The sequence below is a fragment of the Agromyces mediolanus genome (assembly GCF_014648575.1).
GTDB classification, from domain to species: Bacteria; Actinomycetota; Actinomycetes; order Actinomycetales; family Microbacteriaceae; genus Agromyces; species Agromyces mediolanus.
On record NZ_BMRJ01000001.1, the window covers coordinates 618,512 to 635,023 of the forward strand.

The window sequence follows — 16,512 nt, forward strand, 5'->3', positions numbered from 1 at the left end:
GTCGAATTCGGACAGCTTACCCCGCACCGGGGACTTGCATACCACTCCGATCTCTGAATAGTCTGTAAGGCTGTCGCACCACGAGTTCGGCAGGCCATGGATCACGAGACGATGACGCAGGAGGACCCGATGTCAACAGCCCACACTTCCGCCCGTTCGGTCGCGGTCGCTGGCGCTGGCATCCGCGCCCCGCGCCGTCCCGCTGCCACGCCGGAGCACTAGCTCCGACCCGTCGCGCCGGACTCGGTCCGGCCGAAGCGCCGCTCCCGCGGCCATCATTCCCGGGCTCCCCCGGATCGCGATTGCTCCGCTTGAGCCTCGCCCTCCGGCGCTCCGCCCCCGCTCCCAGGCATCGGTTCCGCTCCGGATCCGACTCCGCTTCGCCTCGGCACCGTTCGCCGTCGACGACGACGCTCCGGTCCGCCATCCGCATCTCATCGCACGCCTCCGCGTGCGCGGCCTTCGCTGCCGCACGCCGTTCCGAAAGGGCCATCCTTGACCACCCCACCCACCCATCCGCCCGGTCACGTCGCCGAGGCGCCCCGCCTCGGCGCGGTGCGCGCGCTCTGGCGCCTCCGCGAGTACGCGGGGCCCGCGCTGCCGGCCTTCGCGATGAGCATGGGCGCCGCGCTGATCGCCCAGCTCTTCGCGCTCGCGATCCCGCAGGTGATGCAGCAGATCGTCGACGGGCCGCTCGCGCAGCGCGACGCGAGCGCCGTCTGGCCGCTCGCGATCCTCGTCTTCGTGCTCGGGGCGATCGAGTCGATCCTCTACGCGCTCCGCCGCTGGCTCGTCGTCGGCCCCGGCACCAAGGTCGAGGCGCGCATGCGCGACGCCCTGTACGCGAAGCTGCAGGATCTGCCCGTCAGCTTCCACGACCGCTGGCCGAGCGGGCAGCTGCTCTCGCGCGCCGTCAGCGACCTGAGCCTCATCCGCCGCTGGCTGAGCTTCGGCCTCGTGCTGACCGGCGCGAACCTCGTCATCATCGTGGTCGGCGTCGGCATCCTGATGTCGATGAACTGGCTGCTCGGGCTCATCTTCCTCGTCTGCTCGCTGCCGCTCTGGTGGGCCGGCTACCGCTTCGAGGGGGAGTACTCCGAGAAGTCGCGCCTCAGCCAGGACCAGCAGGGCGACCTCGCGACCGCGGTCGAGGAGTCGGTGCACGGCATCCGCGTCCTCAAGGCGTTCGGTCGGGGCAAGCACGCCCTGTCGACGTTCCGGGCGCAGGCCGAGTCGCTGCGTCGCACCGAGATGGAGAAGGCGCGCCTCGACGCGAACATCTGGGTGTGGATCATGGTCGTGCCGGCCATCGCGCTCGGCGCCTGCCTCGTCGTCGGCATCTGGCTCGCGGCGAACGGGCAGCTGACGGTCGGCGAGCTCGTCGCGTTCTTCGCGACCGCGACGGTGCTCGCGTGGCCGATCGAGTCGATCGGCTTCATGCTCGCGTTCGCGCTCGACGCGCGCACCGCGACCGACCGCTTCTTCGACATCATGGACAGCGAGAACACGATCCTCGACCCGGAGGCGCCGCGCACGCTCGAGCGCCCGCGCGGCGAGCTCGCCTTCGAGGGCGTGCACTTCCGGTATCAGGATGCCCCGTCGCGGTTCCCCGACCTGCTGGACGACGTCGAGCTCGTCGTCCGGCCGGGCGAGACCATGGCGCTCGTCGGCCTCACCGGCAGCGGCAAGACGACGATGACCGCGCTCACGACCCGCCTGTACGACGTGACCGGTGGCGCCGTCACGCTCGACGGCGTCGACGTGCGCGCGTTCAGCCGCGAGGAGCTGCGCCGGCACATCGCCATGGCGTTCGAGGACGCCACGCTGTTCAGCGCCTCGGTGCGTGAGAACGTGCTGCTCGGGCGTCCCGAGCTCGCCGGGGACGACCCGGCCGTGCAGGCGGAGGCGCAGCGCGTGCTCGAGGAGGCGCTGCGCATCGCGCAGGCCGGCTTCGCGTACGAGCTGCCCGATGGGCTCGAGACGAAGGTCGGCGAAGAGGGCATGAGCCTGTCCGGCGGCCAGCGTCAGCGGCTCGCCCTCGCGCGCGCGGTCGCGGCGAAGCCGGCCGTGCTCGTGCTCGACGACCCGCTCTCCGCGCTCGACGTCACCACCGAGGCGAAGGTCGAGGAGGAGCTGCGCAGCGTGCTCGCCGACACCACCGCGCTCATCGTCGCGCACCGCCCCTCGACGGTCATGATGGCCGATCGGGTGGCGCTGCTCGAGGCCGGACGGATCACCGCCGTCGGCACGCACTCCGAGCTGCTGCGGGAGTCGGAGCACTACCGCTTCGTCATCTCCAGCCTCGAAGAGGAGGAGCGGGCCGGCAGCGACCCCGTCGACACCATGCGAGAAGAACCCGAGACCGATCGAGAGGAGGTCGCCCGATGAGCGTCACCGGCGTTCAGGGAGAAGAGCGCGAGCACTACACGCGCGCTGAGTCTCGGCAGATCCGCCGGCGGTCCATGCGGCTGCTCGGCTCGCTGCTGCACCCGCTGCGGCCCACGCTGTGGCTCACCGTCATCGCGGTGATGCTCTCGTCCGCCGCGCAGGTGGCGGGCCCGGCGATCATCGCCTACGGCATCGACACCGGCATCCCGGCTCTGATCGGGCAGAACTGGTGGCCGGCGGCGCTCTCGGGCGCCGCGTACGTCGTGACCGGCCTCGTCGGCGCGTTCCTCATCGCGGTGTACATCCGGCTCTCGGCGCGGATCAGCCAGGCCGTGCTCATCGACCTGCGCACGCGGGTGTTCCTGCACACGCAGAAGCTCTCGCTCGAGTTCCACGAGTCCTACACCTCGGGCCGGATCATCTCGCGCCAGACGAGCGACCTCGACGCCATCCGCGAGCTCATGGACGAGGGGCTCACGCTGCTCGTGCGCGGGCTCATGTACATGGTGTTCACCGCGGTCATGCTCATCATCCTCGACTGGCCGTCGGGCGTGGTGCTGCTCATCGCGCTCGTGCCGCTCGGCATCCTGACGCGGTGGTTCCAGCTGCGCTCGCAGCAGCTGTTCCGCCGCTCGCGCGTCGCCTCGGCACGGCTCATCGTGCAGTTCGTGGAGACGATGACCGGCATCCGCGCGGTGCAGGCGTTCCGCAAGGAGCGCCGCAACGAACGGGAGTTCGGCGCGCTCGTCGAGGACTACCGGGACGTCAACGCGAAGGTGCTCGGCCTGTTCGCGGTGTTCAACCCGGGGCTCGCGCTCATCGGCAACACGGCGGTGGCCGCGACGATCGTGCTCGGCGGCTTCCGCGTCGTCGACGGCTCGCTGCAGGTCGGCGTGCTGCTCGCGGCCGTGCTGTACACGAAGCGCTTCTTCGACCCGATGGAAGACCTCGCGATGTTCTACAACGGGTACCAGTCCGCCGCGAGCGCGCTCGAGAAGATCTCGGGCGTGCTCGAGGAGGAGCCGAGCGTTCCCGACCCCGAGCGACCGGTCGACCTGTGGAACGCGAACGGCCGCGTGCGCTTCGACGGCGTCGAGTTCGCGTACACGAAGGACCGGGTCGTGCTGCCGCGCTTCGACCTCGACATCCCCGCCGGGCAGACGATCGCGCTCGTCGGCTCCACGGGGGCCGGCAAGTCGACGCTCGCGAAGCTGATCGCCCGGTTCTACGACCCGAGCGACGGCGCGGTCACGCTCGACGAGCTCGACCTGCGCACCCTGCACCCCAAGGACCTGCGCCGCGCGATCGTCATGGTCACGCAGGAGGCGTACCTGTTCTCGGGGTCCGTCGCGGACAACATCGCGCTCGGCAAGCCGGATGCTTCGTTCGACGAGGTGGTCGCGGCGGCGAAGGCCGTGGGGGCGCACGAGTTCATCGAGGGGCTGCCGAACGGCTACGACACCGACGTGAACAAGCGCGGCGGCCGCGTGAGCGCAGGGCAGCGGCAGTTGATCTCGTTCGCGCGGGCGTTCCTGGCGAACCCGGCGGTGCTGATCCTCGACGAGGCGACCAGCTCGCTCGACATCCCGAGCGAGCGGCTCGTGCAGGAGGGACTCACGAAGCTGCTCGCCGACCGGACGGCGATCATCATCGCGCACCGGCTGTCGACGGTCGCGATCGCCGACCGGGTGCTCGTGATGGAGCACGGGCGGATCGTCGAGGACGGCTCGCCCGCGGAGCTGATCGGCGGCGACGGCCGCTTCGCCGCGCTGCACGCGGCGTGGCGCGACTCGCTCGTGTGAGCGGGCGCTGAACAGCGGAAGGCGGGTGACCCGATCGGGTCACCCGCCTTCTTGCGTTCTTGCGTTCGTTCGTGCGTGCGTTCGTGAGTTCGTGTGCTCGTGCGGTGCCGGGCTAGATGCTGCAGCCCGCAGCGCGGGCCGCGGCGTAGGGGAAGCCGGGGATGGGGCCCGGGCCCTTCTGCGGGTAGCAGATGATGTTCCAGGTGCGCGGTCCGACGATGCCGTCGGCGGTGAGGCGGAAGATCGACTGCACCCGGATGACGGCGGACCGCGTCTTCGGCCCGAAGTTGTTGTCGACCGCGAGTCCGGCGCCGGTGTGGTAGTTGACGAGCTGCTGGATGTAGCCGATGCAGCTCGAGTAGCCGCCCTGGGAGTAGTTGTAGTCGACGCATCGGCCGGCCGCCTCGGCGGGCGCGGCGCTGGTGCCGACTGCGCCGATCGTGCCGGTGGCGGCGAGCGCGAGCGCGGAGAGGGCGAGGGCGAGCTTGTGTCGCCGGGTGCGAAGTTTCACGGTGATCTCCTGTCGGTACGGAAACGGTCGAGCGTGGCGATCGTACGTACGGCCGTCCGCCGGTGTCGATGGGCAGCGGTGCCCATCGTTCTCGTACGGAGATCCGCATCAGGTCCCCCGGATTGGGACCTGCCCTGCCGATTCCAGCGCGATACAGTGAGCGGGGCGGTGTGTGCGCCCATGGCCGCGCGCCCGAGCGCCGTCGAACGGAGGAGCAATGGGCGATTCGACCACGCCCCTGCGAGTCGTCATCGCGGACGACGCGATGCTGCTCCGCGAGGGAATCCAGAAGGTGCTGGAGGACGCGGGCATCGAGGTCGTCGCCTCCGTCGGGACCGCCGACGAACTCCTCGGGGTGCTCGACGAGACGCCCGTCGATGCCGCCGTCCTCGATATCCGCATGCCGCCCGGACACAGTGACGAGGGCGTCGTCGCGCTCGAACGGATCCGCGCCGGCGGATCGACGATCGGCGTGCTGCTGCTTTCCATGTACGCGACCCCGGAGTACGCGCTGCGCGTCATGGGGGCGGGGAGCGGCACGGGTTATCTGCTGAAAGAACGCGTCGCCCAGCCGCAGACGCTCGTGCGCGCCGTCGAGACGGTCGCATCGGGTGGCTCCGTCGTCGACCCGGAGGTCGTCGAGCAGCTCGTCGGTCGGAGTCGAGTCGACGACCCGATCTCACGACTGACCGAACGCGAGCGCTCGGTGCTCGAGCTGATGGCGCAGGGGTACTCGAACGGCGGCATCGCGCAGTCCCTGTTCCTCGGGCTCAAGACCGTCGAAACGCACGTGCGCAGCATCCTGCAGAAGCTGGGGCTCGAGGAATCGCGCGACCATCATCGTCGCGTGCTCGCCGTGCTCGCGCTCCTCGGCGAGCGGTGACCGCGAGGTGATGGCTCCGGGCCGGAACGGCCGGATCGTTTGACGGGGCATCACCCTCGCCGTCGCTGTCGGACTGAGTCTGGCGATGGCGATCTCCGGATACTGGTCGACGCCGGCCGAGGCGCGCCCCGAGACCTCCTACGCGACCCTGCACGCGCTCGTCCCCCTCGTCTTCGCCGCGTGCGCCGGCGTGGCGTGGGCGATCAGCGAGAGCCGATGGCCGGCCCGCTTGATGGTCGCGTTCGTCGTGCTCTGGATTCCGCAATCGATCTACGCCGTCATCGGGGGCGTCGGATGGCTCTGGCCGGTCGTCCGCGGACTCGACCTCGGGTGGGCGGTCGTCACCGGCATCATCGTGCTCATCTACCCCCGCGGCGTGCTGCGCGAACGGTTCGACCGATGGGTAGTCGGGATCGCGGCCGTGGCGTCGGCAGTGAACCTCCTCGCGGTGCTCCTGCTCGCCGCACCGGGCGACGGGGTGTGCGCGTGCAGTGCGCCGAACCCGTACCGCGTGGCCGCGCTCCCGGAACTCTTCGCTGCGATCGACGTCGGGTATCGCATCATCGGCGTCGGCTTGGCGCTGGCCATCGCGGTGCGTCTGCTCTTCCGGTGGATGCGGGGCAGTGTCCCGGCCCGGACGGTCGCCTTCCTGATGCCGCTCGCGCTTCTCGCGTGGGCGACGACACTCACCGCCCAAGCGGTCAGCTACGCTGCCGAGGCTCGGAGCGACCAGATGCTCGCGACGATCTCGTTGATCGCGATCGCGTCCATCCCCGTGAGCTTCGTCGCGGGCGTCTCGCACGCCCGGAACATGCGGGCCCGGGTCGCCGACCTGATGCGGATCACCCGCGAGGGCGCCGATCGGGGGCTCTGGGCGGAATCGCTCGCGCGAACGCTGCGGGATGCGTCGGTGCGGGTGTACTGGTGGGATGAGGAACGCGGCGTCTACGCCGACGCCTCGGGTACGCCGATCCCCAAAGGCGACGCCGACCCCCGGGGGAGCCAGAGCGTCCTCCCGGTCGCCTCGCCCCTCGGTGTGCCGATCGCGCTCATTCGACATGACCGCGTGCTGACGGACAACATGCGCTTGCTCGACGGGGTCTCGAGCGCGCTGAGGCTCTCCGTGGACAACGGCCGGCTTCGCTCCGAGATCGAGCGGACGCTCGCTCATGTGCGTGAGTCTCGTCAGCGCATCGTCGAGGCCGGCGACGCAGCCCGGCGGCGCATCGAGCGCGATCTGCACGACGGGGCCCAGCAGCAGCTCGTCTCGCTCGCGATGCGACTCCGGCGGACGTCCGACCAGGCGAGGGACCGCGGCATGCCGGCCATCGCCGACGAGGTCGATGCCGAGATCCTGCTCTTGAACGCCGCACTGAAGGAGCTTCGGGAACTCGCCCAGGGCCTCCACCCGAGCCTGCTCGCCCAAGGAGGCCTGTCGCTGGCACTGCCCGAGCTCGCCGGACGGTGCTCGGTGCCGACGGAGGTGCGGGTCGACGTCGCCGGCAGGCTGCCGGAACTCGTCGAAGCGACGGCGTACTTCGTCGTGGCCGAGGCGCTCGCGAACGTCGACAAGCACGCCGGGGCGACGCGTGTGTGGATCGATGCGAGCTCGGACGGCCGGGAGCTTCGGCTGACCGTCCGGGACAACGGCGCGGGAGGCGCTCGGCTCGATGCCGGAACCGGCATCGTCGGAGTCCTCGATCGCGTCGAGGCGGTTGGCGGGACGCTCGAGCTCGTCAGCGAGTCAGGGCACGGGACGACGATCACCGTCCGCCTACCGCTCGTCGACGGCGTCGATGGAGCGCCGCCCACGCTGGGCTGAGTCTGGCGCGCGCTGAGACCGGCGTGGGCTGAGAGCGGCGCGGGCACTGAGACTGGCGTTGGCGTTGGCGTTGGCGTTGGCGTTGGGCGCTGGCGCTGCCGCTGGCACTGGCACGGCACCGGCATGGCCGGCCCAGGCCCGAGCCCCGGCACGGCACGGCGGCACGGCGGCACGGCGGCACAGCACAGCACAGCACAGCACAGTAAGGATCCCCCTCGACGCCACGCGCGCTAGACCTGCTTGGGTTCAGGCTCAGCTCGGGGCGAAGGGATCCAGCACATCTGCCGGAGTCTTCGAGGGCATCGCGCGGGGTCGTTGCTCGGGGTCGACCCGAGGCGGCGGGATCAGCCAGTACTCGGTGCCCTCGCGCCGGACTTCCCAGCCCTCGTTGTGATAGCGGAGGTGGTCCCGCCGGCACAGCAGGATGCCGTCCGCGAGATCGGTGCGGCCGTCGTCGCGACGCCAGTGGTCGATGTGGTGCGCCTCGGTCCAGGAGGGCGGACGATCGCATTCGGGGTCGCGGCATCCGCCGTCTCGCACCGCCATCGCGGCCTTCTGCGCCTCGCTGAACAGGCGTTCGTCTCGTCCGAGGTCGAGCACCGCCCCGCCGTCGAAGCGGACCGGGAGGTAGCCCTCGCAGAGACCGGCGACGGTCGTCGCGAGCGGCACGCGATCGCCGTGCCCCTCCAGGGCGCCGCTGCCCCTGCCGCGTTCGAGCGATGCGGCGTTCACGACGAGGTGCACCGCGGGTCTGCGGTCGCCGAGGACGCGGTGCGGGTTCACCGAGGCACCGGCTCGAAGCAGCTGCGCGAGCCCTTCGGCGGCGTTGCGCTCACGGCTCCTCCGCGCCTCGGCGTACGCGCGCTCGCCGTGGACCGGATGACCGAACGTGCGCCGGACGCGTCGATCGAGGCGACGTGGATGGCTCAGCCGGTCGAAGAGCGCCTTGACCTCGGCTCCGGCGACGGGCTCGAGCTCGAACTCTCCGCGGTACATGCCCGATTCGGTCTGCCACATGCGCCAGAACTGCGCACGCCGCTGGCCCTCCGCGCGTCGTTCGACGCCGGCGGGGTCGAGTCGGTCGCGCAGCGAGCGGGCTGCTCGTCTCGCCTGTTCCGGAGAGCGGGTGCGGCAGGTGGCGATGAGCTCGGGGAGCGCCCGGGCGATGCGGGCGGAGAGCGCTTCGGCGCCCGGCTCGCCGTCGGCAGGGGAGGGGTCGTCGAGCTCCTCGATCGGACCGATGCCCCAGCGGAGCGCGTCGGCGACGGCGACGGTCAGCTCGCCGCGCGCGACCGCGAGACCGATGGCCGCATGCCAGGGAGCCTCGACGGGCATGGCGCTGGCAGCACGCGCGCCAGTCCCGTCGAGCAGGGCCCCATTCGTCTCATCTGCGTCGGCGTCGCCGTCGGGTCGGCCGGCGCCTGCCGAGGCCGCGGCCTCGGCGGCGATGCGCCCCACTTCGAGCAGCGCCTCCGCCTCGCGCCTCGTGGCGCCGGTGACGTGCTGCACGAGGGCCGTCGTCGTCGCGTGGCCGTCGCGGCGGGCGAGTCCCTGCGCGCCGAACACGGTCCGCGAGCGCCGCGCCGCCTCGGCCGCGGCGAGGGCTTGCAGCCGCTCGATCTCGTGACGGAGTTCGCTGAGCGCGCGAAGGCTCTCGAGCAGCTCGCGGTCGGAGCGATCGGCCGGGTGCCAGGAGCGGGCCGCCGTGCGCACGGCTTCGCCGAGTTCGGCGAAGGGCGGGAATGCGGCGGACATGGGTCCATGCTGCGTCGAGATAGCGCGGTCTCGGGACGGGGTGCCCCGGACGGTGGAGGAAGGCGGACGGGTGCGGGGTGTGGAGGACGGCTGCTCAGCCGCGCCAGCGGCACGCGGCGAGGTCGACGCGGTAGCCGTCCTGAGATTCGACGGCGATCAGTGGTGTGCCCTCGCGCTCGTAGTGCGCACGGGCCTCCGCTCCGTGCCCGCTCGGCGGGTGCCCGCCGGCGCGGATGACCCGCCACCACGGCACGGTGCCGCCCGAGAGCGCCATGACGCGCCCGACCGCGCGCGCCCCGCGGGTGCCGAGGATCGCGGCGACATCGCCGTAGGTCGCGACGTAGCCGGAGGGGATGTCGGCGACGACGGCGAGCACCGCGTCCGCGAAGCTGCCGAACGGCTCGCCGGAACCGGCCGTCGCCGGACGGGTGCCCGCCGAGTCGGCACTCGCCGCACCGGCGCCCGCTGCGCGAGAACGCATCGCGCGAGCGCCTCCCGGGCCGGTGCCCGTGCGAGGCATCCGCTCGTTCAGAGCTCGAGCGCCCCGATGATGTCGCCGTACGCGGTCTCGCCGATGTCGGTGAACCCGACCCGGTGGAAGAACGCCTCGGGGCCTTCGTCGCCGGGCTCCCAGAGCACGGTGATGCGGTCGAAGCCGCGGCGCTTGGCCTCTTCGGCGAGGGCGGTCGCGAGGAAGCGGCCGACGCCCTGGCCCTGCACCTCGGCGTCCACGTTGATGCGCCAGATGCAGGCGCGGAACTCCTCGTGCACGTTCTCGGGGTCGAAGTTGCCGTGGATGAACCCGACGACCCGGTCGTCGAGGAGCGCGACCCGCTGCCACGCGGTCTCGGGGTTCACGACGGAGGCCTCGGCGGAGTAGGTGACGGGGGCGATGAACTGCTCCTGCCCGGGCTTCAGCGACAGCGTGTTCGCCGCGACGATGTTCGAGGCGGACAGGTCTTCAAGTCTCAGCGCACCCATGCGAACAGGCTAACGGCTCGCGGCCCGTGCCGGTATCCGCCTCTGGTCCCATCCGCAGCGCCCCCGTCGTTCCGCGGAACGACGGGGGAGGATCTCTCGATGTCGAGATATTCGCGCGACACGGTAAACTGTCCGGCGGTGCGAACTCTCGCGCCCCGCCGGTTCTCGAGCCCGCACGACGGGCCCGCTTCCCCGCCCGCATTCAAGGAGACATCCCTTTGTCGAAGATCAAGGTTGAAGGCACCGTCGTCGAACTCGACGGCGACGAGATGACGCGCATCATCTGGCAGGCCATCAAAGACCAGCTCATCCACCCCTACCTCGACGTGAACCTCGAGTACTACGACCTCTCGATCCAGAAGCGCGACGAGACCGACGACCAGATCACGATCGACGCCGCGAACGCCATCAAGAAGCACGGCGTCGGCGTCAAGTGCGCCACCATCACCCCCGACGAGGCCCGCGTCGAGGAGTTCGGCCTGAAGAAGATGTGGCGGTCGCCGAACGGCACGATCCGCAACATCCTCGGCGGCGTCATCTTCCGCGAGCCGATCATCATCTCGAACATCCCGCGCCTCGTGCCGGGCTGGAACAAGCCGATCATCGTCGGCCGCCACGCCTTCGGCGACCAGTACCGCGCCACGGACTTCAAGTTCGAGGGCGAGGGCACGCTCACGATGACCTTCACCCCGAAGGACGGTTCGGAGCCGCAGTCGTTCGAGGTCTTCCAGGCCCCGGGCGCCGGCGTCGCGATGGGCATGTACAACCTCGACGACTCGATCCGCGACTTCGCGCGCGCCTCGCTGAACTACGGCCTCTCGCGCAACTACCCGGTGTACCTCTCGACGAAGAACACGATCCTGAAGGCCTACGACGGCCGCTTCAAGGACCTGTTCCAGGAGGTCTTCGACACCGAGTTCAAGGACGCGTTCGACGCGGCCGGCCTCACCTACGAGCACCGCCTCATCGACGACATGGTCGCCTCCTCGCTGAAGTGGGAGGGCGGCTACGTTTGGGCGTGCAAGAACTACGACGGCGACGTGCAGTCCGACACGGTCGCGCAGGGCTTCGGCTCGCTCGGCCTCATGACGAGCGTGCTCACCACGCCCGACGGCAAGATCGTCGAGGCCGAGGCGGCGCACGGCACGGTCACGCGCCACTACCGCCAGCACCAGCAGGGCAAGCCGACCTCGACGAACCCGATCGCCTCGATCTACGCCTGGACGCGCGGCCTCGCGCACCGCGGCAAGCTCGACGGCAACCAGGAGCTCATCGACTTCTCGAACACCCTCGAGGACGTCGTCGTGAAGACGGTCGAGTCGGGCGCCATGACGAAGGACCTCGCGCTCCTCGTTGGCCCGGAGCAGGAGTACCTGACGACCGAGGGCTTCCTCGACGCGATCGACGCGAACCTGAAGGCGCGCCTCGCGGCCTGATGACGCGGGCCGCGATGCGGCCGACGGCGAAGGGCGGATGCTTCGGTATCCGCCCTTCGTCGTGCCGGGAGGAGGCGAGCCCGGCGGACGAGGTGGGCGGATGAGGCGGGGTGGCCGAGGCGGGCGGATGAGGCGGGGCGACCGAGCGACCCGGTGGGCGGATGCCACGTGCAGCCGGGCGGATGCCGGGCGCGGATGCCGCCGGCGTCGTAGGCTGGGCCCGTGACCGGCGCGGGGGAGCCGGCGGGAGGAGCGGGCTCGTGACACGGATCCTGCACGTCGCCAGGCGCTACTGGGCGGTCACGCTGACGGTGATCGTCGGGCTCGCGGGGCTCGTCCTGTGGGCGGCCGGCGCGGGGGCGGCGGTCCCGTGGCTGTTCAGCGTCTACGCGCTCGCGATCGCGGCCTGGCAGGGCGTCGGCATGGTGCGCGATCTGCTCCGCGGCCACTGGGGCCTCGACGTCCTCGCCATCACGGCGATCGTCGCGACGGTGCTGGTCGGCGAGTACATCGCGGCCGTGGTCGTCGTGCTCATGCTGACCGGCGGCGAAGCGCTCGAGGACTACGCGAACCGTCGGGCGAAGCGCGAGCTCGACGCCCTGCTCACCCGGGCCCCGCAGCAGGCGCACGTGCGCCGTGACGGCGAGATCGTCGATGTGCCCGCCGACGCCGTGCGGCCGGGCGAGGTGCTGCTCATCCGTCCCTCCGAGCTCGTCCCGGTCGACGCGGTGCTGCTCTCGCCGGAGACGACGATGGACGAGTCGCAGATCACCGGCGAGAGCGTGCCGGCCGAGAAGCGCTCGGGCGACCCGGTGCTGAGCGGCTCGGTGAACGGCAGCTCCGCCGTCGAGGTGCGGGCGACCGCGACCGCGGCTGACAGCCAGTACCAGCAGATCGTCGCGCTCGTCGCCGAGGCGTCCGAGTCGAAGGCGCCGGTGGTGCGCCTCGCCGACCGCTACGCCGTGCCCTTCACGGTCTTCTCGCTCGCGCTCGGCGGTATCGCCTGGTGGGCGTCGGGCGATCCGGTGCGCTTCGCCGAGGTGCTCGTGCTCGCGACCCCCTGTCCGCTGCTCATCGCGGCGCCGGTCGCGTTCCTCGGCGGGATGAGCCGGGCCGCGAAGAACGGGCTCATCGTGAAGTCCGGCGGGGTGCTCGAGCTGCTGGCGAGGGTGCGCACGGCGGTCTTCGACAAGACGGGCACCCTGACGAGCGGCGAGCCGGAGCTCGCGGAGATCCGTCCGGAACCGGGCTTCGACGAGCGCGAGCTGCTGCGCCTCGTCGCGAGCGCCGAGCAGTACTCCTCGCATGTGCTGGCCGCCGCCATGCTCCGGGCGGCCGCGGATCGGGGGCTCGTGCTCGCCGAGGCGGATCGCGCGGGCGAGACGGCCACGAACGGCGTCGTCGCCACCATCGAGGGCCGCGAGGTCGTGGTCGGCAAGTTCCGCTTCGTCGCCGAGCACGCGCCGGAGGCCCGTCGGACCGAGATCGCCGCCGGCCAGCTCGCCGTCTACGTCGCGGTCGGCGGCCGGTACGCGGGCGCGGTGCTCGCCGCGGACCACGTGCGCCCGGATGCCGCGGCCACCCTCGCCGAGCTGCGCCGCCTCGGCGTCGAGGAGACCATGATGCTGACGGGCGACGCGGAGGCCACCGCCCGGCACATCGCGGAGGAGCTCGGCATCACCCGGGTGCACGCGGAGTGCCTGCCCGGCGACAAGGTGCGCGATGTGCAGGCCGTCGAGCGTCGCCCGGTGATGATGGTCGGCGACGGCGTGAACGACGCCCCGGTGCTCGCGGCGGCGGATGTCGGCGTCGCGATGGGGGCGAAGGGCACGACGGCGGCGAGCGAATCGGCGAACGTGGTCGTGCTCGTCGACGAGATCTCGCGGGTGGCTCGCGCGGTGCGCATCGGGCAGGACACGGTGCGGATCGCGCTGCAGAGCATCTGGCTCGGCATCCTCGTGAGCGTCGGGCTGATGCTCGTCGCGGCGTTCGGCGTCATCCCGGCGACCCTCGGCGCGGTGCTGCAGGAGGTCGTGGACCTCGTCGCGATCCTCGCCGCGCTGCGGGCGATCGGCGGGCGCCTGGACCGTGCGAAGGTCGTGCCGGGCGAACCGCGCGCGGCTGCGGCGGCGTCCGAGCCGGAGCTTCGCTGAGGCGGATCACAACTCGGTAACGAGGGGCTCGCATCGGGAATTCCTCTTGCGCGAAGTTTGTTCGTAAGCTTTACTAACTTTCGTGACTGCTACGGAAGCACCTCGTGGAACGGCGCAGGCGGAGCTCGCGGGCCCCGCCACCGCCGCCGGTCCCGGCGCGCTCGCCGGGCTCTCGAGCCGGAGCCGCGCACTTCGCCCCTCGGGCAAGGTGCTCCCCGAGCACGCGCGCAGCCACAACCGGGCGCTCGTGCTGCAGACCCTCTACACGACCGGCGCGCAGAGCCGCGCCGACCTCGCCCGCGGAACCGGGCTCACCCGGGTCACGGTCTCCGACCTCGTGGCCGAGCTGATGGCCGAGGGCCTCGTGGTCGAACTCGGCCAGCGCGAGGACGCCCGGCCGGGCAAGCCCGCGACCCTCCTCGACGTCGCCCGCGGAGCCTTCCGCATCGTCGGCATCGACGTCTCCGGCCACCGCGTCGTCCGCGGAGCCGTGCTCGACCTCTCCGGCACGATCCTCGAGCGCGCCGAGTCGCCGCTCGGCGGGGCGACGGGCGAGCGGGCCTTCGAACTCGTCGCCGAGCTCGCCGCCCGCCTCGTCGGGCTCGCCACCGCGCCCGTGCTCGGCGTCGGCATCGGCACCCCGGGTGTCGTCGACCCGCGCGGCACCGTCCGCTCGGCCCCCAACCTCGGCTGGGCCGACCTCCCGCTCCAGGCGCGGCTCTCGGCCCGCCTCGGCCTGCCGGTGCACGCCACCAACGACGCCAACGCCGCGGTGCTCGCCGAGCACGGCGCGGCCGAGGCCGACGACCTCATGCTCGTGAAGATCGGCCACGGTGTCGGTTCCGGCCTCATCGTCGGCGGCCGCCTCGTCACCGGATCGGGCTTCGCCTCCGGTGAGATCGGCCACGTCGTCGTCGGCACCGACGGCGGCCCCCGCTGCGTCTGCGGCCGCGACGGCTGCCTCGAGGCCTGGCTGTCCGTGCCGCGCCTCACCCAGCAGCTCGACGCCCTCGGCGCCGACGCCGACGAGGCAGCCCGCGCCGAAGTCCTCGCCGAAGCTGGCCGCCGGCTGGGCATCGTCCTCGCGCCCGTCGTGGGCGCCCTCGACCTGCCGGAGATCGTGCTCAGCGGTCCGGCTCACCTGCTCGACGGCCCGCTCATCGACGCGGCCCTCGAAACGCTCCGGAAGCGGACGATGGCGGAACAGACCCGCGATCTGAGGCTCCGGATGACCGCGCACGGGCAGGACATCGTCCTGCACGGCACGGCCGTCATGGTCCTGTCCGGAGAACTCGGGGTCTCGTAGACGAGCCCTCGCACTGAGAGAACAGCGTCCTGCTGCTCCTTCACCCCCAGAAAGGAAACAACGCAATGCGGAAACTCGGCATCGTGGCCCTCGGCGCCGCTGCTGCGCTCACCCTCGCCGGCTGCGCCTCGGGAGACGCCGGCGGCGGATCCGACGAGAACGCGACCATCCGCGTCTGGCTCGTCGGCACCGACACGCCCGACACGGCTCGCGACTACCTGGTGAAGACCTTCGAAGAGGAGCACCCCGGCTCGAAGCTCGTCATCGAGGAGCAGGCCTGGGACGGTCTCGTCGACCGCCTCACCACGAGCCTCTCCGGCTCGGACAGCCCCGACGTGGTCGAGGTCGGCAACACGCAGGCCTCCGCGTTCACCTCGGCGGGCGCATTCCTCGACCTCACCGACCAGTACGAGGACCTCGGCGGCGACGACCTGCTGCCGGGCTTCGTCGAGGCGGGCACCTACGACGGCAAGTTCTACGCCGCCCCGCTCTACTCGGGCTCGCGCCTCGTGTTCTACAAGAAGGACGCCATGGAGGCGGCCGGCCAGACCGTGCCGACCACCCTCGACGAGTACGTCGCGACCGGTGCCGCGCTCGCGGCGGCGAACCCCGGCAAGTCGGGCATCTGGTGGCCCGGCCAGGACTGGCGCAACGCGCTCCCCTTCATCTGGGAGAACGGCGGCGAGGTCGCCGTGCCGGACGGCGACAAGTGGGACGCGCAGCTGAGCTCGCCCGAGTCGATCAAGGGCCTCGAAGAGGTCCAGCAGGCCATGGCCACCGCCTCGGTCGCGCCGAAGGACGCGAACGAGACGAGCCCTGAGGTCGGCTTCTGCGACGGCACCACGCTGCAGCTCTCGGCCCCGAGCTGGGTCAAGTTCTCGATCCTCGCCCCGGTCGACGCCGAAGCGCCCGGCTGCCCCGACCAGGAGGCCAACCTCGGCGTCTACGCCCTCCCGGGCAAGGACGGCGGCGCGGCGCAGGTCTTCGCCGGCGGCTCGAACATCGGCGTCTCGGCCAAGTCGGCGCACCCCGACCTCGCGGTCGACGCGCTGAAGATCATCCTCTCGGACGAGTTCCAGACGATCTACGCCGAGGGCGGCCTGGTTCCGGCCAAGCTCTCGCTCGCCGACAAGCTCGGCACCGACGAGGTCGCTCAGGCGATCGCCGCCGCGGCCGGCAACGCGAAGCTCACGCCGGCCTCGCCGCGCTGGGCCGACGTCGAGGCCGCCCGCATCCTCGAGGACCTCTTCGTGAACATCGCCCAGGGCGGCGACGTGAAGACCCTCGCCGAGGAAGCGGACAAGCAGATCGAGGACATCCTCAACAGCTAGTCGGCACCCCACCGACGAAGCGAGTCGGTACCCGCCGACTGCGCGGTGCCGCGGGCCCCATTCCCCCGCGGCACCGCACCCGACCGGGGTCGGCGACGACCACACACGTCGCCGGCCCCGATCCCCGGGGGCGAGACCCGAACC

At 71.5% G+C, this 16,512-nt stretch carries 12 protein-coding genes; 8 read left to right on the forward strand and 4 right to left on the reverse strand.

From position 1 onward, the window contains the following. Positions 1 to 612 precede the first annotated feature (612 nt). Complete coding sequence (locus IEY71_RS02870) at positions 613 to 2,388, forward strand: ABC transporter ATP-binding protein (RefSeq protein WP_189085045.1); 1,776 nt, start codon at positions 613 to 615, stop codon at positions 2,386 to 2,388. Beyond that, a complete protein-coding gene (locus IEY71_RS02875; protein ID WP_189083784.1) occupies positions 2,385 to 4,190 on the forward strand; it encodes an ABC transporter ATP-binding protein in 1,806 nt (601 codons plus the stop codon). Before IEY71_RS02870 ends, IEY71_RS02875 begins: the two co-directional genes overlap by 4 nt. 112 nt (positions 4,191 to 4,302) lie before the next feature. Here IEY71_RS02875 and IEY71_RS02880 read toward each other — a convergent pair whose 3' ends face one another. Beyond that, positions 4,303 to 4,701, reverse strand: a complete 399-nt coding sequence (locus IEY71_RS02880; RefSeq protein ID WP_189083785.1) for a peptidoglycan-binding domain-containing protein — start codon at positions 4,699 to 4,701, stop codon at positions 4,303 to 4,305. Between the two features lie 217 nt (positions 4,702 to 4,918). Between IEY71_RS02880 and IEY71_RS02885 the strand changes: the two genes are divergently transcribed. Both IEY71_RS02885 and IEY71_RS02890 read left to right on the forward strand, forming a co-directional pair. Then, on the forward strand, positions 4,919 to 5,584 hold the full coding sequence (locus IEY71_RS02885; protein WP_189083786.1) for a response regulator transcription factor: 666 nt from the start codon (positions 4,919 to 4,921) through the stop codon (positions 5,582 to 5,584). A gap of 376 nt (positions 5,585 to 5,960) precedes the next feature. Then, positions 5,961 to 7,406, forward strand: a complete 1,446-nt coding sequence (locus IEY71_RS02890) for a sensor histidine kinase (protein WP_189083787.1) — start codon at positions 5,961 to 5,963, stop codon at positions 7,404 to 7,406. 252 nt (positions 7,407 to 7,658) lie between these two features. Here IEY71_RS02890 and IEY71_RS02895 read toward each other — a convergent pair whose 3' ends face one another. The 3 genes from IEY71_RS02895 to IEY71_RS02905 form a co-directional block, all read right to left on the reverse strand. Continuing rightward, positions 7,659 to 9,161 carry an HNH endonuclease gene (locus IEY71_RS02895; RefSeq protein ID WP_189083788.1) on the reverse strand — a complete coding sequence of 501 codons (1,503 nt, stop codon included), beginning with the start codon at positions 9,159 to 9,161 and terminating at the stop codon, positions 7,659 to 7,661. A 94-nt stretch (positions 9,162 to 9,255) separates the two neighbouring features. Beyond that, complete coding sequence (locus tag IEY71_RS02900) at positions 9,256 to 9,642, reverse strand: MGMT family protein (RefSeq protein WP_189083789.1); 387 nt, start codon at positions 9,640 to 9,642, stop codon at positions 9,256 to 9,258. Between the two features lie 47 nt (positions 9,643 to 9,689). Further along, positions 9,690 to 10,142: a GNAT family N-acetyltransferase gene (locus IEY71_RS02905; RefSeq protein WP_189083790.1), complete on the reverse strand. Its 453-nt coding sequence runs from the start codon at positions 10,140 to 10,142 to the stop codon at positions 9,690 to 9,692. Between the two features lie 218 nt (positions 10,143 to 10,360). Between IEY71_RS02905 and IEY71_RS02910 the strand changes: the two genes are divergently transcribed. The 4 genes from IEY71_RS02910 to IEY71_RS02925 all read left to right on the forward strand — a co-directional run bounded on the left by IEY71_RS02910 (position 10,361) and on the right by IEY71_RS02925 (position 16,368). Beyond that, positions 10,361 to 11,578, forward strand: a complete 1,218-nt coding sequence (locus IEY71_RS02910) for an NADP-dependent isocitrate dehydrogenase (RefSeq protein WP_189083791.1) — start codon at positions 10,361 to 10,363, stop codon at positions 11,576 to 11,578. Positions 11,579 to 11,838: 260 nt separating this feature from the next. Then, a complete protein-coding gene (locus IEY71_RS02915) occupies positions 11,839 to 13,731 on the forward strand; it encodes a heavy metal translocating P-type ATPase (RefSeq protein WP_229781498.1) in 1,893 nt (630 codons plus the stop codon). Positions 13,732 to 13,813: 82 nt separating this feature from the next. Next, positions 13,814 to 15,037, forward strand: a complete 1,224-nt coding sequence (locus IEY71_RS02920; protein WP_373292243.1) for an ROK family transcriptional regulator — start codon at positions 13,814 to 13,816, stop codon at positions 15,035 to 15,037. A gap of 65 nt (positions 15,038 to 15,102) precedes the next feature. Next, on the forward strand, positions 15,103 to 16,368 hold the full coding sequence (locus IEY71_RS02925) for an extracellular solute-binding protein (protein WP_189083792.1): 1,266 nt from the start codon (positions 15,103 to 15,105) through the stop codon (positions 16,366 to 16,368). The last annotated feature ends 144 nt before the right edge of the window (positions 16,369 to 16,512 follow it).